The organism is Solimonas variicoloris DSM 15731, from assembly GCF_000382285.1.
In the GTDB taxonomy this organism is placed as follows: domain Bacteria; phylum Pseudomonadota; class Gammaproteobacteria; order Nevskiales; family Nevskiaceae; genus Solimonas; species Solimonas variicoloris.
On sequence record NZ_KB907934.1, the window covers coordinates 75,803 to 98,678 of the forward strand.

Annotated in this window: 18 protein-coding genes; 12 read left to right on the plus strand and 6 right to left on the minus strand. The window is 70.9% G+C overall.

Going from position 1 to position 22,876, the window contains the following annotated elements:
• Complete coding sequence (locus H149_RS0112455) at nucleotides 1-1,005, minus strand: polysaccharide deacetylase family protein (protein ID WP_020650090.1); 1,005 nt, start codon at nucleotides 1,003-1,005, stop codon at nucleotides 1-3.
• Entirely contained in the window at nucleotides 1,002-1,538 is a 537-nt protein-coding gene (locus H149_RS0112460) for an ester cyclase (RefSeq protein WP_020650091.1), read from the minus strand. The genes H149_RS0112455 and H149_RS0112460 overlap by 4 nt, the downstream gene beginning before the upstream one ends.
• 116 nt (nucleotides 1,539-1,654) lie before the next feature.
• Here H149_RS0112460 and H149_RS0112465 point away from each other — a divergent pair, with 116 nt between their 5' ends.
• The 4 genes from H149_RS0112465 (at nucleotide 1,655) to H149_RS22240 (ending at nucleotide 5,107) form a co-directional block, all read left to right on the plus strand.
• On the plus strand, nucleotides 1,655-2,560 hold the full coding sequence (locus H149_RS0112465) for a LysR family transcriptional regulator (RefSeq protein ID WP_020650092.1): 906 nt from the start codon (nucleotides 1,655-1,657) through the stop codon (nucleotides 2,558-2,560).
• A 38-nt stretch (nucleotides 2,561-2,598) separates the two neighbouring features.
• Nucleotides 2,599-3,957 (plus strand): class II 3-deoxy-7-phosphoheptulonate synthase, encoded by a 1,359-nt coding sequence (locus tag H149_RS0112470; protein ID WP_020650093.1) that lies wholly within the window; start codon nucleotides 2,599-2,601, stop codon nucleotides 3,955-3,957.
• A gap of 167 nt (nucleotides 3,958-4,124) precedes the next feature.
• Entirely contained in the window at nucleotides 4,125-4,466 is a 342-nt protein-coding gene (locus H149_RS20830) for a hypothetical protein (protein ID WP_020650094.1), read from the plus strand.
• Nucleotides 4,463-5,107 carry a hypothetical protein gene (locus tag H149_RS22240; protein WP_020650095.1) on the plus strand — a complete coding sequence of 215 codons (645 nt, stop codon included), beginning with the start codon at nucleotides 4,463-4,465 and terminating at the stop codon, nucleotides 5,105-5,107. Before H149_RS20830 ends, H149_RS22240 begins: the two co-directional genes overlap by 4 nt.
• A 238-nt stretch (nucleotides 5,108-5,345) precedes the next feature.
• Here H149_RS22240 and H149_RS0112485 read toward each other — a convergent pair whose 3' ends face one another.
• Entirely contained in the window at nucleotides 5,346-6,434 is a 1,089-nt protein-coding gene (locus H149_RS0112485) for a ZIP family metal transporter (RefSeq protein ID WP_154654787.1), read from the minus strand.
• Between the two features lie 75 nt (nucleotides 6,435-6,509).
• Here H149_RS0112485 and H149_RS0112490 point away from each other — a divergent pair, with 75 nt between their 5' ends.
• The 4 genes from H149_RS0112490 (at nucleotide 6,510) to lon (ending at nucleotide 17,344) form a co-directional block, all read left to right on the plus strand.
• Nucleotides 6,510-7,007, plus strand: a complete 498-nt coding sequence (locus tag H149_RS0112490) for a hypothetical protein (protein WP_154654788.1) — start codon at nucleotides 6,510-6,512, stop codon at nucleotides 7,005-7,007.
• Nucleotides 7,008-7,038: 31 nt separating this feature from the next.
• The gene (locus H149_RS20840) at nucleotides 7,039-12,672 is read left to right on the plus strand and encodes an alpha-2-macroglobulin family protein (protein WP_020650098.1); all 5,634 of its coding nucleotides are present in this window, start codon (nucleotides 7,039-7,041) and stop codon (nucleotides 12,670-12,672) included.
• Between the two features lie 25 nt (nucleotides 12,673-12,697).
• Nucleotides 12,698-14,791: a transglycosylase domain-containing protein gene (locus H149_RS20845; RefSeq protein ID WP_039748927.1), complete on the plus strand. Its 2,094-nt coding sequence runs from the start codon at nucleotides 12,698-12,700 to the stop codon at nucleotides 14,789-14,791.
• A 219-nt stretch (nucleotides 14,792-15,010) separates the two neighbouring features.
• Entirely contained in the window at nucleotides 15,011-17,344 is a 2,334-nt protein-coding gene (lon, locus tag H149_RS20850; protein ID WP_020650100.1) for an endopeptidase La, read from the plus strand.
• Between the two features lie 91 nt (nucleotides 17,345-17,435).
• Here the strand turns inward: lon and H149_RS0112510 are convergent, their stop codons facing one another.
• Nucleotides 17,436-17,795 (minus strand): hypothetical protein, encoded by a 360-nt coding sequence (locus H149_RS0112510; protein WP_020650101.1) that lies wholly within the window; start codon nucleotides 17,793-17,795, stop codon nucleotides 17,436-17,438.
• A gap of 53 nt (nucleotides 17,796-17,848) precedes the next feature.
• Nucleotides 17,849-18,625: a hydroxyacylglutathione hydrolase gene (gene gloB, locus H149_RS0112515; protein ID WP_020650102.1), complete on the minus strand. Its 777-nt coding sequence runs from the start codon at nucleotides 18,623-18,625 to the stop codon at nucleotides 17,849-17,851.
• 42 nt (nucleotides 18,626-18,667) lie between these two features.
• Between gloB and H149_RS20855 the strand changes: the two genes are divergently transcribed.
• The 4 genes from H149_RS20855 to H149_RS0112535 all read left to right on the plus strand — a co-directional run bounded on the left by H149_RS20855 (nucleotide 18,668) and on the right by H149_RS0112535 (nucleotide 21,818).
• The gene (locus tag H149_RS20855; protein WP_020650103.1) at nucleotides 18,668-19,444 is read left to right on the plus strand and encodes a methyltransferase domain-containing protein; all 777 of its coding nucleotides are present in this window, start codon (nucleotides 18,668-18,670) and stop codon (nucleotides 19,442-19,444) included.
• A 37-nt stretch (nucleotides 19,445-19,481) separates the two neighbouring features.
• Nucleotides 19,482-19,964, plus strand: coding sequence for a ribonuclease HI (rnhA, locus tag H149_RS0112525; RefSeq protein ID WP_020650104.1), 483 nt, complete (start codon nucleotides 19,482-19,484; stop codon nucleotides 19,962-19,964).
• On the plus strand, nucleotides 19,961-20,683 hold the full coding sequence (dnaQ, locus tag H149_RS0112530) for a DNA polymerase III subunit epsilon (RefSeq protein WP_020650105.1): 723 nt from the start codon (nucleotides 19,961-19,963) through the stop codon (nucleotides 20,681-20,683). Before rnhA ends, dnaQ begins: the two co-directional genes overlap by 4 nt.
• Before the next feature lie 67 nt (nucleotides 20,684-20,750).
• Nucleotides 20,751-21,818, plus strand: a complete 1,068-nt coding sequence (locus H149_RS0112535; RefSeq protein ID WP_039748894.1) for a DMT family transporter — start codon at nucleotides 20,751-20,753, stop codon at nucleotides 21,816-21,818.
• Nucleotides 21,819-21,888: 70 nt separating this feature from the next.
• On the opposite strand, the gene H149_RS0112540 is transcribed toward H149_RS0112535, so the two are convergent.
• A complete protein-coding gene (locus H149_RS0112540) occupies nucleotides 21,889-22,818 on the minus strand; it encodes a metalloregulator ArsR/SmtB family transcription factor (RefSeq protein WP_020650107.1) in 930 nt (309 codons plus the stop codon).
• Between the last annotated feature and the right edge of the window lie 58 nt (nucleotides 22,819-22,876).

Sequence of the window (22,876 nt, forward strand, 5' to 3'; positions counted from 1 at the left end):
TCAGATCGTCTCGACCTCGCGCAGCGTCTGCGGACTCTGCAGCGCGTAGCGCGCGATTTCGTCCTTGCGCAGGAAGGCGACACCGGGCCGCTGTTTGGCGTAGCGCAGGAACGCGTCCCAGGCGCGCACCATCTGCGGCGTGCCGCTGATGCGGTCGTGGGCGCTGACCGACATCATGCGCCGCCGCGTGCCGGCTTCCTCGTAGAGCTGATCGAATTCCAGCTTGAGCTGGTCGAAGAACTGGCCCGGCGTGTAGTGGCGACCTTCGACGAGCACGATGTCGTTGTTGCGCAACGTGTACGGCACGACCACGAAATCGCCGCCGTTGACGGTCTCGATGAACGGTTCGTCGCGGCTGACGTCGTCGATGTGGTAGAGGTAGCCGAGTTCCTGCAGCAACGACAGTGTGTTCGGTCCGCGGCGCAGCCAGTTGCAGTTGTAGCCGAGCGGCCGCTGGCCGGTCGCCGTCTCGATCAGCGCCGCGCCTTCGAGCAGGAAACGCCGTTCCTCGTCGCGCGACATCGCGTACTGCGAGCTCCAGCGCGGGCCGTGGCCGCTCGCCTCGTGGCCGCGCGCGACGATCTCGCGCGCCAGCTCCGGGTGACGGCGTGCGGCTTCACCGATCATGTGCGAGCTGACCTTGACGCCGTGCCGGTCCCAGAGATCGAGCAGGCGCGGAATGCCTTCTCGGTAGCCATACGCGAACCAGCTGTTGGCGGCCGGATCGGACGGCATGTTGTCCGGCAGCGCGACCGGCGGAAACGGGCTGTCGGTATCGCGCGGCGGCTGGCCGCCGGCTTCGAACTGCATCGAGATCGACACGACCAGACGGATGCCGTCCGGCCAGTAAGGGCCGGACGCGGAACGGGCGGCGGTGGCTTCGACAGCCTGCGCCGCCGGCATGCTGCCGGCCGCGAACAGGCCGGCGCCGAGCGCGGTGCCGGCGTGCAGGAGGCGGCGGCGCGCCGGATCGAGCGGGCCGGCGGATTGCGGGTCGGAATTCATGGCGCGATCACCTGCATCTGGCGCAGCAGCGTCAGGTTGTCTTCGAGATGCCAGTTGTCGGCGATGCGCCCGTCGGCGACGCGGTAGATGTCGGTGGCGATGAAATCGACGGTCTGGCCGTGGCCCTCCGTGGCGCCGAAGCGGCCGCTGAAATGACCGGTGAAGCGCAGGTGCACGACGACGCGATCGCCGGCGACCAGCAGCTGCTCGATCTGGCAGTTCAGGTCGGGGATCGCCGCATGCATCAGCTTCGCGGCGGCGAGCGGGCCGGGCAGGCCCTGGGCGCGGCCGGGCGGCAGCGTGCGGTCGGTGAAGTCGTCGGCCAGCGCGGCGCGGGCCAGGGCTTCGTCGCCGCTGCTCCAGAAGCTGGCGTAGCGGCGTGCGGCGAGGATCTGCGCCTGCACGGTCGCATCGTGCAGCGGACGATCGACGATCACGGTCGCGGGCACGAGCAGCGGATTCGCCGCCTGCGCCGTGCTGCTGAGCGCCAGCGTCAGCGCCGCGCCGAGCCGGCGGATCGGGGAAGAGGGCATTGGGGAAATCTCCGGTCGGGTCGCCGGGCGGCGACGTCGGACGGCATCCTAGATTTCCAGGTTCCATACAAATACGGCGGATATGGAAAGATATTGTTTCAATCTGGGAAACAAAAATGCCCATCGACGATCTCGCCAGCCTGCGCGTGTACGCCGCCGTCGTTTCGGCCGGCAGCCTGTCGGCCGCGGCCCGCGCGCTGGACCTGTCGCTGCCGCAGGTCAGCAAGCGGCTCGCGCAGTTGGAGGCCGCGCTCGGCACGCGCCTGATCCAGCGCACGACGCGGCGCCAGACGCTGACCGCCGACGGCGAGCGCTTCCACGCGCAGGTCGTGCAGATCCTCGCCGCGGTCGAACTTGCTGAGCAGCAGATGGCCGGCAGCCGCCAGCGCGTCGATGGCCTGCTGCGCGTGACCGCACCCGGCGCGTTCGGTCGCCAGCGGGTCGCACCGCTGCTCGCCGAGTTCCAGCGTCGGCATCCGCAGCTGCGCGTGCAGCTCGATCTGAGCGACGCGGTGCGGGATCTGATCGAGGCCGGACTCGATGTCGCGATCCGCTTCGGCCGCCTCGCCGATTCCTCGCTCGTGGCGCGCGAGCTGGCGCCGAATTTCCGTGTGCTGTGCGCGTCGCCCGCCTATCTCGCCGAGCACGGCGTGCCGGCGCATCCGGCCGATCTGCTGCATCACCGCTGCATCCTGATCGGCGAGCAGTCACGCAGCGAATGGCGCTTCGGCGACGGCGAGGCGCAGAGCGTGCGCGTCGAGGCGGCGCTGCTGACCAACGACGGCGGCGCCGCGCACGCCTGGGCGCTCGACGGCGCGGGCATCGCGCTCAAGTCGATCTGGGACGTCGCCGATGATCTGCGCAGCGGGCGCCTGCAGCGCGTGCTGCCGGATCAGCGCATCCCCGCCGCACCGCTGCATGCGATCTACCCGCATGCGCGGTTGCTCGCGCCGCGCGTGCGGCTGTTCGTCGACTTTCTCGGCGAGCGCCTGCGCCAGATCTGGCAGGGCCTCACCGCCTGAGAAAGCGCGCTCCGTATAATGCGGCCCTTTCCCCGACGATGGTCGTTTCCGTGAGTCCCGTCCTCGCGCCGAACTGGCGCCCCGATTCCTGGCAGCAGAAGCCGGCCACGCAGCAGCCGCAGTACCCGGACGCCGAGGCGCTGCAGGAGGCGCTCGCGCAGCTGGCGACGCTGCCGCCGCTGGTCACGTCCTGGGAGGTCAACGGCCTCAAGCAGCAGATCGCGCGCGCGCAGCGCGGCGAGTTCTTCGTGCTGCAGGGTGGCGATTGCGCGGAGTCGTTCGGCGACTGCCGCCCGCAGGTCATCGCCAACCGGCTCAAGGTGCTGCTGCAGATGTCGCTGGTGCTGGTGCACGGCATGCGCAAGCGCGTGCTGCGCATCGGCCGCTTCGCCGGCCAGTACGCCAAGCCGCGCTCGGCCGACACGGAGACGAAGAACGGTGTGACGCTGCCGAGCTATCGCGGCGATCTGGTCAACGCGCCGGCGTTCACCGCCGAGGCGCGCATCCCCGATCCGCAGCGCCTGCTCGAAGGCCACATGCGTTCGGCGATGACGATCAACTTCGTGCGCGGTCTGATCGACGGCGGTTTCGCCGACCTGCATCACCCGGAGTACTGGGACCTGAACTGGGTCCAGCATTCGCCGCTCGCCGCCGAGTACCAGCAGCGGGTCGATGCGCTCGGCGACTCGGTGCGGTTCATGGAAACGCTCGCCGGCCGGCCGATCAGCGATTTCTCGCGCGTCGACTTCTACACCTCGCACGAAGCGCTGCTGCTCTGGTACGAGCAGGCGCAGACGCGCCAGGTGCCGCGTTCGGAAGGCTGGTACAACCTGTCGACGCATTTTCCGTGGATCGGCATGCGCACCGCCGAGATCGGTGGTGCGCACGTCGAATACTGCCGCGGCATCCGCAATCCGATGGGCGTCAAGGTCAGCCCGTCGATGAGCGCCGACTGGGTGCTGGAGCTGTGCCGCGTGCTGAACCCGGACAACGAGCCGGGCCGCCTGACGCTGATCCATCGCATGGGCGCCGACAAGATCGGCGATCACCTGCCGCGGCTGATCGAAGCGGTGCGCGCCGCCGGCCACACCGTGCTGTGGATGTGCGATCCGATGCACGGCAACACGATCTCGACGCCGAACGGCCTGAAGACGCGGCCCTTCGACAAGATCATGTCCGAGCTCGAGCAGTCCTTCGCGATCCACGCCGCCTGCGGTTCGCATCTGGGCGGCGTGCACCTCGAACTGACCGGCGAGGACGTCACCGAATGCACCGGCGGCGCGCGCAATCTCTCGCACCACGATCTCGAACGGGCCTACAAGTCGCAGGTCGATCCGCGCCTCAACTACGAGCAGGCGCTGGAACTGGCGATGAAGATCGCGCGCGTCGCGAGCTGAGCCGGCACCGGCGCGGCGGACGAGAACGGCGACGCCTGGCGTGGGCCGCGTCCGCCGGCGCGGTGCACGTCACCGTCGACACGGGCGCCGGGGCCGGGTCCGGCTTGTCGCATCGGGCCCCGCTCTCTTAAGCTGTCCGCTATCGCTTCGGGGGTTCGGGGGAATCCATGGGCTTTTCATCGCTGCGCCGCGCAACGGCGCTGTGCTTGTGCACGCTGCTGGGCGCTTGCGCGTCCGGGTTCACGACCGTGGCGCCGAGCCCGCCCGCGCAGTACACGCGGCTGGGGCCTGCCGAAGGCAGCGCCTGCGGCAGTCTCGGCATCGTTTCGACCGCCTACTACGTCATCCCGATGGGTGCCAACAGTCGCATCGAGCGTGCCTATGCGGCGGCGCTTGCCAGCGTTCCCGGCGCGACCGGCCTCGTCGACGTGAGCTATCACGAGAACTGGTTCTGGTGGCTGATCGGCACCGCGCGCTGCGTCACCGTGCAAGGGGAGGCGATCCGATGAGCAGGCTGACGAAACTCGTCGTCGTGGTGTGGGTCGCGCTGTGCAGCGGCTGTGCGGGGACCATCGTGCCGCTGGGTTCCCGCGGTCCGACGCCGGTCGGCGCGGCGCACACCCTCGAAGCGGAGGCCTGCGGCTTTCAGCTGCTGCTGCTCATCCCGATCAATATCAACGGCCGCGCCGAACGTGCGTATCGCCAGCTCGAGGCGCAGGCGGCGGGCGATTTCATCACCAATGTCCAGGTGCGCGAGCGCTGGATCTGGGGTTTCATCGGCACCAGCTACTGCACGGCCTTGCGCGCCACGGCGATTCGCGTCGGTGGCCAGGCATCCGGCGCGGCGCTCATGCCGTCCGCCGCTGCGCCGCCGCCGCCGGTGATGCCGGCCGTCGAGCGGGCCGAGCCGGTGGCGCCATCGGCCGCCATCGCGGTGCCCGCCGCATCAGCCGTGCCGGCCGGCGCCGGCTTGTCGGCAGCGGCATCCTTGAAGGCACAGCCGCGCAGCGGCAGCGAGACGCTGGCGGTGGTGCCGGCGGGGACGATCGTGTCGCCGAGCGGCGGGATGCGCAATGACGAAGGCGAATGGATCTACGTGCAGTACGGCACCGAGGCCGGCTGGATGCTGAAGCCGGGTGCCGCGCGCTGAGGCACGCTCACGATTTCGTGCGCGCGCACCTGCTGCGCGATGCAGGTGCCCAGGCCGTGCGGGCGATGGCAAACGCTGGCCTCGGCGCCACGTCGTCGACATCAATCTCACCGCTCGCGAAGCGCAGCTTGCGATAAGCCGGGCCTGCGTGGCGCGCGGACGCCGCCATCGCCGCCGCGACTGCGATCGCGCTGCATGACCCCTGCGGTTGCTTCGGATGGCCCGGCGGCCTGGACCGTCAATGCGCGTGATGGTGGCCGCCGCGCGGCCACAGCGTGGAGATCCAGGCGCGTCCGCCGCGGCGCAGCAACGAGGCTGTGCCGAGCGCGAGCAGGACCATCAGGGCGGCCGAATGCGCGAGGCCGGGCGCCGGCGTGACGCTGAAGCCCGGCCGCAGCAGCGGCGCGACGAAAGCGGCGAGCAGCAGCAGGGCGATCACCCAGGCGACGCTGCGGTCGACCAGTTCGACGGCGAACAGATGCAGCGCGCGGCGGACGTTGCCACGCGCGACGGCCAACGCGGCCAGCAGATACGCGCCGAGCAGCCACGGCGCTGCACGCTGGGCCAGATCACCGACGATCGCGAAGTAGCTGGCCGCCGGCAGCGGCTCGTCCTCCAGCGCCGCCAGTGCCAGCAGGCCGGCGAGCGCGCAGAGATTGCCGAGGCCCTCGTAGCGCGACGGCGGCGCGGCGTGGTGCGGATGGGCTTCGAGATGCGGGCGGCCGAACACGACGTGCAGGATCGAGCCGGCGACCAGGGCCTGGAACCAGGCCCAGCCGGCGTTGCCGAGCGTGTCGCCGAGCGCCGGCCCCCAGACGTAGCCGGCGACCGTGCCGGCGCACATGCCGGCGATCGCCGCGAGCGGCGGCCAGCGGCCGAACACCGGATACAGCAGCCACCAGACCATCAGGCCGACCGGCACGCTATGCACGGCGACCGCGAGCGGCAGCGCGATGCCGGCATGCGCCTCGCCGCCGGACGACAGCGCGATGCCGTCGCCGAGGCTGTGCACGATCAGGCCGATCATCGCCAGCGCCAGGGCCGCGAGATGCGCTTCGCGGCGCGCGCGGCTGATCCAGTGCTCGAGCAGCGTCGGGCCGAGCAGTCCGGCGCCGAGGAAGAGCACGCTCCAGGCGCCGCCGGCGCTGAAGGTGCCGGGCACCACTTCGAGCAGCACGAGGCCGAAGATGCTGACGAACAGGAAGCCGTCGAGAAACGTCAGCAATGCCGGACGCGGGCGCGCCCAGACGTAGAGCAGCGGGCCGCAGGCAAGCGCGGCGAGCGTGGCGAGAAGAAGGGCGAGGTGCATGGCGGTGACGTCGTTCACGGCCATTATTCCACGTCCGTCAAGCGTTCATCCGCGGGCTGCTAAAGTGCGCGTCGCACCGGAGAGCCGAAGACCATGAAAAGAATGCTGCTGCCGGTGGCGATCGTCGTCGCGCTGGCGATCGCCGCAGGCGGGTTCCTGATGAGCCGCAAGACCGACCGTTTCGACTACGAGGCGGTTTTCGAGACCGCGCCGCCGAGCGGCGCAGCCGGCGGCGCGCGGCTCGACCTCAAGACCTTCGCCGGCCGCACCCGCGACGAGGTGCGTGAGGTGCTCGGCGAGCCGCAGCGCTGCGAGCCGGCCGAGTTCTCCGAGCGCTGCCGCTACGGCGGACTCGGCGTCGAGATCACCTATATCGGCGGCAAGGCCGACTGGATCACGGTGCCGATGGGCTACGACGCCTATCCGCTGCTGCCGCAGACGCTGGCCACGCTCGGCCTGCCGGTGCGCGATCCGGACGACATCAGCGAACACGAAAACATCTGGCACGACCTCGCTGGCTATCGCGAAGTGCGGCTCGTCGGCGGCGATCAGGGAGCGATCTATGCGCGCATCAAAGTGGCCACGCGCTAGGCGCGCGCTTGCGGCGTCCGCCGCGCTGGCGATGCTGGCCGGCGCCGCGCCGGCGGCGGCCGAGGCGCTGACGCTGCTGCGCATCACGCCGGACGGCCGCGACGTGCCGGCCGAGAACCAGATCGTGCTGAGCTTCGACCGCGCCGTCGTGCCGCTCGGGCGCATGGAGCGCGACGCCTCCGAAGTGCCGGTCACGGTCACGCCGGACCCCGGCTGCCAGTGGCGCTGGCTCGATACCGAGAATCTCGCCTGCAATCTCGCCAGCGGCGCGCGCCTGCGTGCGGCCACCGAATACACGGTCAGCGTGCAGGCGCCGGCCGACGGCGGCTTCGTCGCGCAGGACGGCAGCCGCCTGGCGGCGCCGCGCGTGCAGCGCTTCGTCACCGAGCTGCCGCGCGTGCAGTACGCCAGCGTCGGTGAATGGCGCGGACCGACCGAGCCGAGCGTGCGCGTGCGCTTCAACCAGCCGGTCACGGCGGCGTCGGTCGAGCGCGTGCTGAGCTTCGACGGCGCCGCGCTGCGCGCGCTGCCCGAGTACTACGATGACGACACGCCGTTCTGGACGCCGGACGGCGAGGCGCGCCAGCTGTGGCGCGTCGAACCGCGCGCGCCGCTCGCCGACGATCACGATGTCGCGCTGCGCATCAGGCCGGGCCTGCGCTCGGCCTTCGGGCCGCAGACCGGCAGCGAGTCGCGCAGCGTCGAATCGCTGCGCACCTTCGGCGCGCCGCGCCTGATCGGTCTGCGCTGCAGCGACGGCAACACGACGCGGCTCGCCGAGCCGGGCCGGCGCTGCGCGCCGCTGGAAGGCGTGTCACTGGTGTTCAGCACGCCGGTCGCCGTGTCCGAGCTGCGCGCCGCGCTGCGGCTGAACCCGGATCCGCGCGCCGCGTTCCGCGATCCCGACTACGACCCGTGGACCAACGCCGGCGACGGCGACGAAAGCGAAAAAGCCGCCGCGCGGCCGGTGAGCGGCGATCACGGCCGCGATTCGACCTACGAACTGCGGCTGCCGTACACGCTCGCCGCCGATACCGACTACACCGTGACGCTGGCGGCGACGCTGAAGGATCGCTTCGGCCGGGCGTTCGGGCGCGAGGCGCGGCTGGGCCTGCGCACCGGCGCGCGCACGCCGCGGCTGGTCTTCGAGCACAGCCCGGCGGTGCTCGAGAGCGGCGTCGATTCCGAGGTGCCGGCGGTCGTCACCAATCTCGACCGCCTCGGGCTGTCCGCGCAGCGCCAGACGGCGACGCAGCACGACGAGGCGCGGCGCGAGGTGCCGGTGAGCGGTCCGCGCAATCTCGCTTTCGCGGTGCCGCTCGGCATTCGCGAACTGCTCGGCGCCGACAGCGGCGCGCTGTTCGGCGAGCTGACGAGCGCGCCGCGGACGTCGTCGCGGCCGCTGCCGTTCTTCGCCGAGGTCACGCCCTGGCAGGTGCATGCCAAGTACGGCAACGAAAACCTGCTGGTCTGGGTGACGGCACTGGCCGACGGCGCGCGCGTCGCCGACGCTGACGTCGCCATCGTCGACGGCTGGAACGGCGCGGTGAAGGCGAGCGGCCGCACCGATCGCGACGGCCTGGCCTTGCTGCCCGGCGGCCGCGAGCTCGATCCCGAGCTGCAGCGCCAGTACGTGTCGACGACCGGCGGCGAGCAGCGCCAGCCACTGATGGTGCGCGTGGTCCGTGGCGACGATATCGCGCTGCTGCCGCTGGCCAGCGAGTTCGAGGTCGACACCTGGCGGGCGTCGCGCGAGCAGGTTTCCGAATGGCGGCGCGCGCGGCACGGCCATCTGCGCGCCTGGGGTGCGACCGCGCAGGGCGTGTACCGCGCCGGCGACACGCTGCAGTACAAGCTCTACGTGCGCGACGACGCCGAGCGCGGCCTGAAGGCGGCGCCGGCCGCCGGCTACACGCTGCGCATCATCGATCCGACCGGCACCACCGTGCAGGAGCGCAGCGGACTGTCGCTGTCGGCGTTCGGGGCGCTGGCCGGCGAGTTCAAGCTGGCGCAAAGCGCCGCTGTCGGCTGGTACCGCTTCGAGCTGCAGCCGTCGTACGCCAAGGATCTGACGCTGGAGCCGATGCGCGTGCTGGTCTCCGACTTCGTGCCGGCGCCGTTCCGCGTCGCCGCCGAATGGCGCGCGAAAAGCGCGACGCCCGGCGCGACGCCGACCGCGGCCTTGCGCGCGACGCTGCACGGCGGCGGGCCGTTCGCCGGCGCGCCGGCGCGGCTCAACGCGCGGCTGCATGCGCGCGGGCTCGAATCGCGTGATCCGCTGGCGCGCCGCTACCGTTTCGATACCTGGCAGGACGGCGGCCGCGATGCCGCGCCGCTGCTCGATGCGCAGGCGGCGCTCGACGCCAAGGGCGAATGGAGTGCGCCCGTGCAAGTCGACGACGGGCCGGTGCTGTACGGCGATCTGGTGCTCGAGGGCACGGTGCAGGACGACCGCGGCCGTTCGATCGTCGGTCAGGCGCGCATTGCCTATTTCGGACGCGATCGCTACATCGGCGTCCAGCATCAGGGCTGGGCGCGCGCCGGCCAGCCGACCACGGTGGAGACGCTGGTCGTCGACCGCGACGGCAAGCCGGTGGCCGGCAGTCCGTACTACGTGAAGATCGAGCGCAAGATCACCAAGGGCGCGCGCGTCAAAGGCGCCGGCAACGCCTACATCACGCGTTACGTGCACGAATGGCAGCGCGTCGCCACCTGCAAGGGCCGCGCGTCGGCGCAGGGCAATGCCTGCACCTTCACGCCGGATGCCGGCGGCGAGCTGCGCGCGGTCGCGATGACGCAGGACACGCAGCAGCGCCTGCACACGTCGACTACCTGGATCTACACGCAGGGCAGCGATGCCGTGCTCTGGGAGGACCGCCCGGACTTCTCGCTCGACGTGCGCCCCGATCAGGCGGCGTACCGGGTCGGCGACACCGCGAAGCTGTTCGTGAAGAACCCGTTCCCGGGCGCGACCGCGCTGGTCACGGTCGAGCGCTACGGCGTCATCACGCGGCGCACCGAGACACTGGCGACGGCGACGCCGGTGATCGAGGTGCCGATCAAGCCGGAGTATCTGCCGGGCGCGTACGTGTCGGTCGTCGTCATGTCGCCGCGTGTCAGCGCGCCGGTCAAGGACGGCGTCGACCTCGGCAAGCCGACGTTCCGCATGGGCTACGCGACGCTTGCCGTCGAGGACCCGTACCGCGAGCTGCAGGTGCAGGTGACGCCGGCGAAATCGGTGCTGCGGCCGCGCGACAGCGTGGCGGTGGAACTGAAGGCGACGCCGCGGCACGCCAGCGGCGAGCCGATCGAGTTCGCGGTCGCCGTGCTCGACGAGGCGGTGTTCGATCTGATCCAGGGCGGCAGCGCCTACTTCGATCCGCTCAAGGGCTTCACCCAGCTCGATCCGCTCGATCTCGCCAACTACAGCCTGCTGACACGCCTGGTCGGACGCCAGAAGTTCGAGAAGAAGGGCGCCAGCCCCGGCGGCGACGGCGGCGCCGACCTGTCGCTGCGCTCGATCGAGAAATTCGTCGCGTACTGGAATCCGGCGCTGCCGGCCGACGCGCAGGGCCGCGCCAGCTTCACCTTCACCGCGCCCGACAATCTGACCGGCTGGCGCGTGCTGGCGATGGCGGTGACGCCGTCGGACCGCATGGGCCTCGGCCAGGGCTCGGTCGCCGTCAACAAGCCGACCGAGCTGCGTCCGGCGCTGCCGAACCAGCTGACGCGCGGCGATCGCGTCGACGCCGAGTTCACGGTGATGAACCGCGAGCAGAAGGCGCGCACGCTGGCGGTCAGCGTCGAGGCCAGCGGCGCGGCGAGCGGCCAGGTTTCGCAGGCGCTGACGCTGCAGCCGTTCGAGCGCCGCAACGTCGCCTTGCCGCTGACGGTCGACGGCAGCGGCGCGGTGCACTTCATCGCGCGCGCCGGCGAGGGCGAGCAGGGCGACGCGCTGCAGCTCGACGTGCCGGTGCACGAGCGGCCGCTGACGGTGACGGCGGCCGATTTCTCGACGCTGACCGCCGACGCGCCGCTGACGATCCCATTGCAAGCCCCGGCCGACGCGCCGCGCGCCGAGCTGCAGCTGAACTTCGCGAGCACGGCGATCGGCAATCTCGACGGCGCCTTCCGCTACATGGCCGAGTATCCGTACCTGTGCTGGGAGCAGCGCCTGAGCAAGGGCGTGATGGCGGCGCACTTCCTCAAGCTGCGCGAGCGCCTCGCGTCGCCGCCCCAGGAACCTCTTGATTGGCCGGGCGCGGCGGCGCAGACGCAGGCGATGCTGGCCGACGCCGCCGCCTTCCAGACGCCGGGCGGCGGCATGGCCTTCTTCGTGCCCGAGAACGAGCGCGCAAGTCCGTATCTGTCGGCGTACACGGCACTCGCTTTCGGCTGGCTGCAGCAGCTCGGCTATGAGCCGCCGCGCGAGGTCTGGGACAAGCTCGACGGCTATCTGCAGCGCCTGCTGCGCGAGGATGTCCATGCCAGTGGCTACGACAGCGCCGAGCTGCGCGCGCAGGTACGGGCGACCGCGCTCGCCGCGCTCGCGCAGCGCGGCAAGCTGGGCGCCGACGAATTACGCCGCTACGAGCCGCAGCTGCCGCGCATGGGCCTGTTCGGCGAGGCGCTGTACGCGCAGGCGGCGGCGCACACGCGCGGCGCCGACGCGCCGCTGCAGGCGGCGATCGCGCGCATCCTCGCGCGCGGCCAGCAGTCGGCGGGCACGCTGGCGCTCGACGACCGCAGCGACACGACGGTCTACGCCTGGCTGCTCGGCTCGCCCTTGCGCTCGAACTGCGCGGCGCTGTCGGCGCTGCTCGCGCGCGGCGCGGCGAACGAGCGCGAGGCCGAGCTGCCGATGAAGCTGACGCGCACGATCACGCAGGCGCGCGGCACGCGCGTGTACTGGGAGGACACGCAGGAAAACGTCTGGTGCACGCGTGCGCTGATCGAGTACGCCGACCGCTACGAGGCCACGCCGCTGCAGATGACGGCGAGCGCGACGCTCGGCGATCCGCAAGCGAGCGGCCTGGCGCTCGGCAGCGTGCAGCTCGCCGCCGGCCGTTCGGCGAGCCTCGTCAAGCCGCTCGACGTGAAAGCCGCGACGACGGCGTCGCTGAAGATCAGCGGCGAAGGTCAGGGACGCGCCTACGTGACGACGATGCTGCGCTACGCGACGCCGGTGCCGACGGCGCCGCTGTCGGCCGGCCTCGCGGTGACGCGACGCTACAGCGTGCAGCGCAGCGGGCAATGGCAGGCGCTCGAAGGCGAGGTGCTGAACGTGAAGCGCGGCGAACTCGTCAAGGCCGAACTCGTCGTCGACGTGCCGGCCTGGGCGACGTACCTCGTCGTCGACGATCCGGTGCCGGCCGGTTTCGAGCCGCTGAATCCGGATCTGGCGACGGCCTCGGGCATCGGCGCCGAGGCTATGGCCGAGGCGAGCCCCGCCTATCCGTATCCGTTCTACCACCGCGAGCTGCGCTTCGACGCCGTGCGCTTCTATGCCGACGAGGTGACGGAAGGCCGCTACCAGCTGGCGTGGATCGGCCAGGCCGTGGCGACCGGCGAGTTCGCGGCGACCGAGACCCACGTCGAGCGCATGTACGACCCGGACGTGTTCGGCAACGGCGTGGCGACGCGGTTCCGGATCGAGGCGCCGTGACGCGGGTGCGGCCGGCGTGAGCGCGATGGCGTGGCTGCGTGGCCTGCGCGGCGCTCGGCGGCTGGCCGCGCTGGGCGCCCTGCTGCTCGGCGCGCTGGCGCTGGCGACGGCGTTCGCGCAACGCGCATTGCCCGACACGCTGCGCCTCGACGCCGAGGCCGCGCGGCAGGTCGAGCTGCTCGATCGCGATGGCCGGCCGCTGCGTCTGGCCTACGACGGCGGCTGGAACCTGCACGAGCGCGTGCCGCTCGCCGCGGTGCCGGCGACGCTGCGCGTGGCGATCGTCGCGGCCGAGGACCGCCGTTTCTGGACGCACGTCGGCATCGACTGGCGCGCGCGCGCCTCGGCGCTGTGGGTCAATCTGCGCAACGGCCGCGCCGTGCGTGGCGCCAGCACGATCAGCGAGCAGGTCGTGCGCATCCTCCATCCGCGGCCGCGCACCGTCTGGTCGCGCTGGGTCGAGGGCTTCGAGGCGCTGCGTTTGGAGGCGCGCTTCAGCAAGGCCGAGATTCTCGAGTTCTATCTGAATCAGGTGCCGTACGGCGCCAACCGGCGCGGCGTCGCGCCGGCCGCCGCGTACTACTTCGACCGCAGCCTCGACACGCTGGCGCCCGACGAGATGCTGGCGCTCGCCGTGCTGGTGCGCGCGCCGACGCGGCTGGCGGGCGATCCGCCGGCGCTGCGCCAGCGTATGCGCCGCCTGGCGCAGGCGCTGGCCGAGCAGGGCCGCTGGCACGCGCCGCTGCCGGAAACGGCGCCGGCGCTGGCGCGCGCGCGGCCGTCGCTGCAGGCCGCGCACTTCGCCGCCTGGGCCGGGCGCGCCGCGGTGCGCCAGCGGCCCGGCGCCGCGCGCGTGCGCTCGACGCTCGATGCCGACCTGCAGCAGTCGGCCGAGGCTTTCCTGCGCGAGCGCCTGCGCGATCTGGCGCGCGAGGGCGCCGCGCAGGGCGCGGTGCTGGTCGTCGATCTCGACGGCAATCGCGTACGCGCCTACGCGACGGCCGATCGTCTGCATCCGGACGTCGTCGGCATCGATCCGGTGCAGACGCCGCGCCAGCCCGGCTCGACGCTCAAACCCCTGCTGTACGCGATGGCGATCGAGCGCGGCTGGCGCGCCGATACGACGATCGACGACGCCGAGCTGCGTGAACGCATCAACGGCGGCCTGCACGAGTACCGCAACTACAGCCGCGTGCATTACGGCCGCGTCACGGTCGCCGAAGCGCTCGGCAATTCGCTCAACATCCCGGCGGTCAAGGCTCTGCAGTTCGTCGGCCAGGCGCCGTTCCTGGCGCGGCTGCGCGCGCTCGGCGTCGACAGCCTCGACCAGCATCCGAACGTCTACGGCGACGGCCTTGCGCTCGGCAACGGCGCGCTGACGCTGTACGAGCTCGTGCAGGCGTACACGGCACTGGCCCGCGACGGTCTCTGGCAGCCGCTGACGGTGCTCGACGACGCCGGTCCGCGCGCGCCGCCGCGCGCGCTCTACACGCGCGACGCGGCGCACGCGATCAGCGCCATCCTTTCCGACGCCGCGGCGCGGCTGCTGGAGTTCGGCGAGGGCGGGGTGCTGCGCTTTCCGGTCGCCACTGCGGTCAAGACCGGCACGTCGAGCGACTATCGCGACGCCTGGACCGTGGCCTACGACGGGCGCTGGCTGGTCGGCGTATGGCTCGGCAATCTCTCGGGCCAGCCGACCGAGGGCGTCACCGGCGCGCGCGGCCCGGCGCTGCTGACGCGCTCGCTGCTCGCGCGCCTGCCGACCGACGTTGCGCTGCGCGCGCAGCTGGCCGCGCCGGAGCGGCCGGAACCCGGGCCGGCGCCGGCCGCGGCGCCGGCGGCGCCCGCCGAACCCGTGCTGGCGCAGCCCTTCGATGGCCTGCTGCTGGCGCGCGATCCGCGCATCCCGGCCGCGCTGCAGGCTTTCCGCTTCGAGCTGGCCTGGCGCGAGCCGCCGCAGCGGGTGCGCTGGGAGGTCGACGGCGCGGTCGTCGCCGAGACTCGTGAACCGTATTTCGACTGGCCGCTGGCGGCCGGCGCGCATGCGGTCCGCGCCCTCGTGCTCGATGCCGGCGGCGCCGAGCGGGCGACCGGCACGGCCCGTCTGACGGTGCGCTGACAGCGCCGCGCGCGGCCCCGCAAGCGCGGCTCAAGTCGTTGATCGCAAAGCGCGTTGCGAGGATTTCCGGGGTGTGCGGCTTGATTCTTGCGACATCGGCCGCATCACAGTCTTCCGAGCCGGCATAATGCCGGCAGACAACCAGGAGATCTCGTGGACAACCAGACCGAACGCACCGCACCTGTCTTGCCGTTGCGCGATGTGGTCGTGTTCCCGCACATGGCGATCCCGCTGTTCGTTGGCCGCGAGAAATCGATCAAGGCCCTGTCGGCGGCCATGCAGGACGACAAGCGCATTCTGCTGGTCGCCCAGCGCACGGCCGATACCGACGAACCGGGCGCCGACGACCTTTACCGCGTCGGCACGCTGGCCAGCATCCTGCAGATGCTGAAGCTGCCGGACGGCACCGTGAAGGTGCTGGTCGAAGGCGTGCACCGCGCGCGCATCAGCAATTTCGATCTCAGCGGCGCCTTCGTCACCGCCGAGTGCCAGCAGCTGCCCGACGACAAGCTGGCGACGACCGACGACAAGGAGGTCGACGCGGCGACGCGCTCGCTGCTCGCGCAGTTCGAGGCCTACGCCAAGCTCAACAAGAAGATTCCCGCCGAGCTGCTGCCGTCGCTGGCCAGCATGGACTCGCCCGGACGTCTCGCCGACACCATCGCCGCGCACCTCAATCTCAAGCTCGAAGACAAGCAGGAAGTGCTGGAGATCGACGACGCCAAGGCGCGCCTCGAGCACGTCATGCGCCAGCTCGAGAGCGAGATCGACGTGCTGCAGATCGAGAAGAAGATCCGCACGCGCGTCAAGCAGCAGATGGAGAAGAACCAGCGCGAGTACTACCTGAATGAGCAGATGAAGGCCATTCAGAAGGAGCTCGGCGAGAACGAGGAAGGCCCGAGCGAGCAGGAAGAGCTCGCCAACAAGATCGAGAAGTCCGGCATGCACAAGGAGGCGAAGGCCAAGGCCGTCGCCGAACTGAACAAGCTGAAGATGATGCCGCCGATGTCGGCGGAAGCCACCGTCGTGCGCAACTACCTCGACGTGCTGACCTCGGTGCCGTGGAAGAAGCGCACCAAGACGCACATCGACCTCGATCTGGCGCAGCAGAAGCTGGACGAGGACCACTACGGCCTCGACAAGATCAAGGAGCGCATCGTCGAGTATCTGGCCGTGCAGGCGCGCACCAAGAAGCTGAAGGGGCCGATCCTGTGCCTCGTCGGCCCTCCGGGCGTCGGCAAGACCTCGCTCGGCCGTTCGATCGCCGAGGCGGTCAACCGCAAGTTCGTGCGCATGTCGCTGGGCGGCGTGCGTGACGAGGCGGAGATCCGCGGCCATCGCCGCACCTACATCGGTTCGATGCCGGGCAAGATCATCCAGAACATGCAGAAGGTCGGCGTGAAGAACCCGATGTTCCTGCTCGACGAAATCGACAAGATGGCCATGGATTTCCGTGGCGATCCGTCGTCGGCGCTGCTCGAGGTGCTCGATCCGGAGCAGAACAGCACGTTCCAGGATCACTACCTGGAGGTCGAGTACGACCTCTCGGACGTGATGTTCATCGCCACCGCGAACACCCTGAACATTCCGGGCCCGCTGCTCGACCGCATGGAAGTGATCCGCCTGCCGGGTTACACCGAGGACGAGAAGGTCGCCATCGCCAAGCAGTATCTGCTGCCGAAGCAGATGAAGAACAACGGCCTGAAGGACGGCGAGCTGAAGGTCGGCGACGACGCGCTGCGCGAGACGGTGCGCCTCTACACGCGCGAGGCCGGCGTGCGCAGCCTGGAGCGCCTGATCAGCAAGATCTGCCGCAAGGTCGTCAAGCAGCTGGTGTCGAAGGAAGTCGCGACGGCGGTCGAGGTGACCAAGGACAATCTCGGCCAGTACCTGGGCGTGCCGCAGTTCCGCTACGGCCGCGCCGAGGAGAAGAACCAGGTCGGCCAGGTCACCGGTCTGGCGTGGACCGAGGTCGGCGGCGAGCTGCTGACGATCGAGGCGGCGCTGTCGCCAGGCAAGGGCAAGCTGACGCAGACCGGTTCGCTCGGCAACGTCATGCAGGAGTCGATCCAGGCGGCGCTGACCGTGGTGCGCTCGCGCTCGAAGAAGCTCGGCATCGATCCGAAGTTCTACGAGACCAGCGACATCCACGTGCACGTGCCGGAAGGCGCGACGCCGAAGGACGGTCCGTCGGCCGGTATCGCGATGTGCACGGCGCTGGTCTCGGCGCTGACCGACATTCCGGTGCGCGCCGACGTGGCGATGACCGGCGAGATCACGCTGCGCGGCGAGGTGCTGCCGATCGGCGGACTCAAGGAGAAGCTGCTGGCAGCGCAGCGCGGCGGCATCAAGACGGTCTGCATTCCGCAGGAGAACGTCAAGGATCTCGCCGACATTCCGGAGACGGTCAAGTCGACGCTCAACATCGAGCCGGTGCGCTGGATCGATGAGGTGCTGAAGATCGCCCTGGAGCGCGAGCCGGAACCGCGCGCCGAAGCGCAGCCGCCGGCTCCGGCCGACGCCGCTGCCGCCGAAGCGGCCCGCGCGCACTGAGTGGGGTCATCGACCCCGGTCCTCCGTCAGCGGAGGGCCGGGGTTTTTCTTTGCGCGCGGCGCGCGCGCGATGTCGAACGACGGCGACGCGCTACGAGCAGATTCGCCAGTTCTTCGGCTCGTCCCAGACGCGGATCTCGCGAAAGCCGGCGACCGCCGCGCCGCTGGCCTTGTCGGTCGCCTCGGCGATCTCGATCTGGACGTTGCCGCGCTCGTGGTCGAGTACCGAGCCGCGATAGGCGATCGCGCCGTCGGCAGAATCGCGGCAGACCTGCAGGCCGCGCTCGCGGCGGATGCGGGCGATCTCGGCGTTGCGATCGGGCGCCGGCGCGGCGACCGCGGCCGGCGCATCGGCGGCGGGCGCGGGCGGCGCCTCCTGCGCGAAGGCGGGGGCGGCGGCGCTCAGCCAGACGGCGAGTACGAACTTCGAGGGCAGGGCGGCAGGGCGCATCGGTGCTCCGGGCGGGAATCCTGCCGAATGCTCAAGCAAGAAAAGCGCCGCGCCTAGCCGCGAAAACCGTCCTTCCAGCGCCGCAGGGCCGCGAAGACCGCGCCGTCGTTGGCGAGCGCCTCGCCGGCGTGTAGCTCGGCGGCGCTGCGCACCGCCGGCACCGCGGCGCGCAGGAACGGGTTGTAGCGTTTCTCGTCGCCGATCGTGCTCGGCAGCGTGGGGCGGCCGGCGGCGCGCTGCGCGCGTGCTTCGGCGAGCCGCGTCTGCAGCGCCGGATTGTGCGGCTCGACGGCCATCGCGAACGCCAGATTGGCCAGCGTGTACTCGTGCGTGCAGTGCACGGCGGTGGCGTCCGGCAGCGCCGCGAGGCGCTGCAGCGACTGCTGCATCTGCGCCGGGGTGCCCTCGAACAGACGCCCGCAACCGGCCGAGAACAGGGTGTCGCCGCAGAACAGGCGCTGCGCGGCGGCATCGTGATAGGCGATGTGGCCGAGCGTGTGGCCGGGCACGGCGAGCACCTGGTACCGGCAGCCGCCGGCCTCGACGGTGTCGCCGTCGTCGAGCAGCACGCTGAGCTGCGGAATGCGCGCCGCCTCGGCGCGCGGGCCGTAGACCGGCACATGCCAGCGCGCCCGCAGTTCGGCGAGACCGCCGACGTGGTCGGCATGGTGGTGCGTGACCAGGATCGCCTCCAGGCGCAGGCCGCCGTCGTCGAGGAAGCGCTGCACGACGGCTGCGTCACCGGGATCGACGACGACGGCGCCGCCGTCGCGCACCAGCGTCCAGAGATAGTTGTCGGCGAAGGCCGGCAGGGCGTGGATGGAAGTCACGGCGGGCGTATGATGAAAGGGTCGTTTTCGGAGGGTAGTGCGATGTCGGCACCACGTCATCTGCGCGGTTCGCGCCTGTTCGACCGCCACACGCTGGAGCACTGGTCGGAATCGGCGCGCGGCCAGCGCGTGCTGCAGCGCGAGGCGCGCGAGCTGCGCCGTCTGCTGCCGGATATCTTCGGCCGTCACGTCCTGCAGATCGGCAGCTGGGCCGGCGGCCCGCGCCTGCTCGACGGTGCCGAAACGCTGCATCGCGCAGTGCTCGGCACGGTGATGGACGGCACCGCGGCGGCGATCGTCGATCCCGAGCACCTGCCGCTGCCGGAGCGTTCGATCGACGCGGTGATCCTGCCGCACACCCTCGAATACTGCGAATCGCCGCACAAGGTGCTGCGCGAGGCCGCGCGCGTGCTGAACGATCGCGGCCGCCTGTTCGTGCTGGCCTTCAGTCCGTGGGGGTTGCCGGCCTGGCGCAGCCGCCTGGGTCTGCGCGCGCGCGCGTTTCCGCCGGGCGCCCGCTTCTACGGTGCCGGCCGCATCGGCGACTGGCTGCAGCTGCTCGACTTCGAGATCGCCGAGGTGCGGCGCTTCGGCGCCGGCTTTCCGTGGCTGTCGCCGCGCTCGAGCACGCATCCGTGGACGCCGGGCGATCTGCTGGCGCCGTTCGCCGAGTGCTATCTGATCGTCGCCCGCAAGCGCGTGCTGCCGATCAACTTCATCGGCAAGCCGGCGCGCGCGCAGATCAAGTCGCTGGTCGGTGTCGCCGCGCCCGCCGCGCAGCGCAACGGCCTGGAGAACGAGGCCAAGCCGACGCCCTGAGCGATCGTTCGCCACCCGGCTGTTCTAAAATCGGCGTATGAACGAAGACGCCGCGCCGAAGCGCATCACGATCCATACCGACGGCGCCTGCAAGGGCAACCCCGGACCCGGCGGCTGGGGCGCCGTCCTGCAGTACGGCGGCCATCGCCGCACGCTCAAGGGCGGCGAGCTCGACACCACCAACAACCGCATGGAGCTGCGCGCCGCGATCGAGGCGCTGAACGCGCTCAAGCAGCCCTGCGAGGTGATGCTGTTTACGGATTCGGTCTACGTCATGCAGGGCCTGACGCAGTGGATGCCGAACTGGAAGGCGCGCGGCTGGCGTACCGCCGACAAGAAGCCGGTCAAGAACCAGGATCTGTGGCAGTCGCTCGATGCCGCCGTGCAGCGCCACCGCGTCGAGTGGCGCTGGGTCAAGGGCCACAACGGCGATCCCGACAACGAAGAGGCCGACCGGCTCGCCAACGAAGGCGTGCAGCTGGCGCTGGCCGACGCCGCCGCGCCGCGAGGCATCGCATGACGCGGCAGATCGTTCTCGATACCGAAACGACCGGTCTCGAAGTCGACCTCGGCCATCGCATCATCGAGATCGGCTGCATCGAGCTGCGCAACCGGCGGCCGACGCAGAACAACCTGCACCGCTACTTCAATCCGGAGCGCGAGATCGATGCCGGCGCGATCAAGGTGCACGGCATCACCAACGAGCGGGTCGCCCAGGAGCCGACGTTCGCGGCGCTGGCGGCGCAGATCTGGGAATACCTCGAAGGCGCCGAGCTGATCATCCACAACGCCTCGTTCGACGTCGGCTTTCTCAATGCCGAGTTCGCGAGCGCCGGCATCACGCGCAAGCTCGACGAAGTCTGCGCGATTACCGACACGGTGAGCATGGCGCGGCGCCTGCACCCGGGCCAGAAGGTCAATCTCGACGCGCTGTGCAAGCGTTACAACGTCGACAACTCGAACCGCGAGTTCCACGGCGCGCTGCTCGACGCGCGCCTGCTCGCCGACGTCTATCTGGCGATGACCGGCGGTCAGAGCATGCTGGTGCTCGACGACGAGGCCGGCGGCCAGGCGCGCCGCTCGCGCTTCGCCGAACTGCTCGGCGCCAGCGACGCGCCGCTGCCGGTGCAGCTGGCGAGCGCCGAGGAGCAGGCCGCCCATCAGGCGCGCCTCAAGAAGATCGCCGGCAAGGGCAAATGCCTGTGGCGCGGCGACCTGCCGGCCGAACAGACGGCCTGAGCGCGCGTCTGCCTGCGCACGGCGTGCCGGTCTTGCGCCGCATCGCGCGGCGGCGCACCTTGCGCTGATGGATCGAACCTCCGCTTCTTCCGGGCTTCGGCGTCCCGGCGTCGCGGCCGCACTGGCGGCGGCGGTGCTGTTCGGCGCCGGGGCTCCGGCCGCCAAGCTGCTGCTCGGCAGCATCAGTCCGTGGTTGCTCGCCAGCCTGCTGTACCTCGGCGCCGGGGTCGGGCTGTCGCTCTTCCGGCTATTGTCCGGCGCCGCCCGCGTGCGGCTGGCGCCGCGCGAATGGCCCTGGCTGATCGGCGCGATCGCCTTCGGCGGCGGTGCGGCGCCCGTACTGCTGATGTGGGGGCTGACGCGCCTGCCGGCTGCCGACACCTCGCTGCTGCTCAACGCCGAAGCGGTGCTGACGGCGCTGCTCGCCTGGTTCGCGTTTGGCGAGGGGTTCGATCGGCGCATCGCCGCCGGCATGCTGGCCATCGTCGCCGGCGCCGTCGTGCTCGGCTGGCAGGGACCTGCGCATCTGGACCGCGTCGGGCCGGCGCTCGCCGTGCTCGCGGCCTGCCTGTGCTGGGCGATCGACAACAACTTCACGCGCAAGGTGGCACTCGCCGACGCGAGCTGGCTGGCCTGCGTCAAGGGGTGGGCGGCGGGCGCCGTCAATCTGGCGATTGCGCGGGCGTTCGGTGCGGCCTGGCCGTCCGCGACCGGCGTCGTCGCGGCGCTCGCGGTCGGCTGGCTGGCCTACGGGACGAGCCTGGCGCTGTTCATCGTCGGGCTCCGGCATCTCGGCACCGCGCGGACCAGCGCCTACTTCTCAGCGGCGCCGTTCTTCGGCGCGCTGCTGTCGATCGTGCTGTTGCGCGAACCGCTGGGTGTCCCGCTGCTGGTGGCGTCGGCGCTGATGGCGGCCGGCGTCTGGCTGCACCTGACCGAACGGCACGAACACGAACATCGCCACGAGCCGATCGAGCACGAGCACGAGCATGTGCACGACGGTGACGAGCATCATCAGCATCCGCACGATTCGCCGGTGGCGCCGGGCACGCGTCACCGGCATTGGCACCGGCACGCGCCGCTGCAGCATGCACACGCCCATCTGCCCGACGTGCATCATCGCCACGGGCATTGATCCTGCGGATGGTTCGGCGCGTCTCGTGCCGGCCGGGGCCGCGCTTCGCTGGCACCGGCCCCGGGAAAGATCAGCTGCGCCGCGCCAGCGCGGTGACAACGCCGAAATAGGGCGGCCGTGGTTCGTGCGAGCTGATCCGGCAGCTTTCGACCGTGTAGCCGCAGCCGCCGAGCAACCGGCGCAGCTTGTCCGGGCTGATGCCGAGATTGACGTGATCGTAGGCCCGCATCGTTTCCTCGTGCGTGTGCTCGGCCAGCGCCGCGACGATCAGCCGGCCGCCCGGCTTGAGCAGGCGCGCCGTTTCCTGCAGCACGGCCTTGGGCTCGCGCGTGTAGGCGAGGGCGTGCATCAGGAACACGTGGTCGTAGCGCGCCGACGGCAGGCCGGAGGCGTGCATGTCGGCCTCGACGAAGCGCACGTTGGCGATCTTGCAGAGGCGCTTGCGCGCAGCGGCGATGACGGTCGGGCTGACGTCGACGCAGGTGACGCTGTCGGCGCGTTCGGCGACGAGCTCGGCGAGCACGCCGTCGCCGCAGGCCAGATCGACGACGTCGCCGAGCGACAGCAGGCCGATCAGCGCGCGCGCCGTCGCTTCCCAGGTGCGGCCCGGCGAGTAGTGCAGCTCCATGCGGCCGGCGACCGATTCGGCCCAGGTCTGGCCCTGCTTGCGGCGGGCGATCACCTGTTCGGCGCGTTCGCTGTCGACGCGCGCCTGGGCATCGTCGAGCGTGCCGCGCAGCAGGTTCCAGAACGTCGATGCTTCGCCGTCGTGGCTGAGCGCCGAGTAGTACGCCGCGTTGCCGGCGCGCTTGTCCTGCACCAGGCCGGCGCGCTTGAGGCGCGCCAGATGCGTCGACACGCGGCTCTGCGCCAGGTCGGTGACTTCCGTCAGTTCGGCAACCGAGAGCTCGTGACGTTCGAGCAGCAGCAGCAGGCGCAGGCGGCTGACGTCCGACAGCAGGCTGCACAGGGCCGTGCTTTGCTCCAGAGTGAGGCTCATCGGTTATTCGGTCATGCGGATGGACGGATGGGCAATTGTCGCCTGTGCGGGCAGCGGT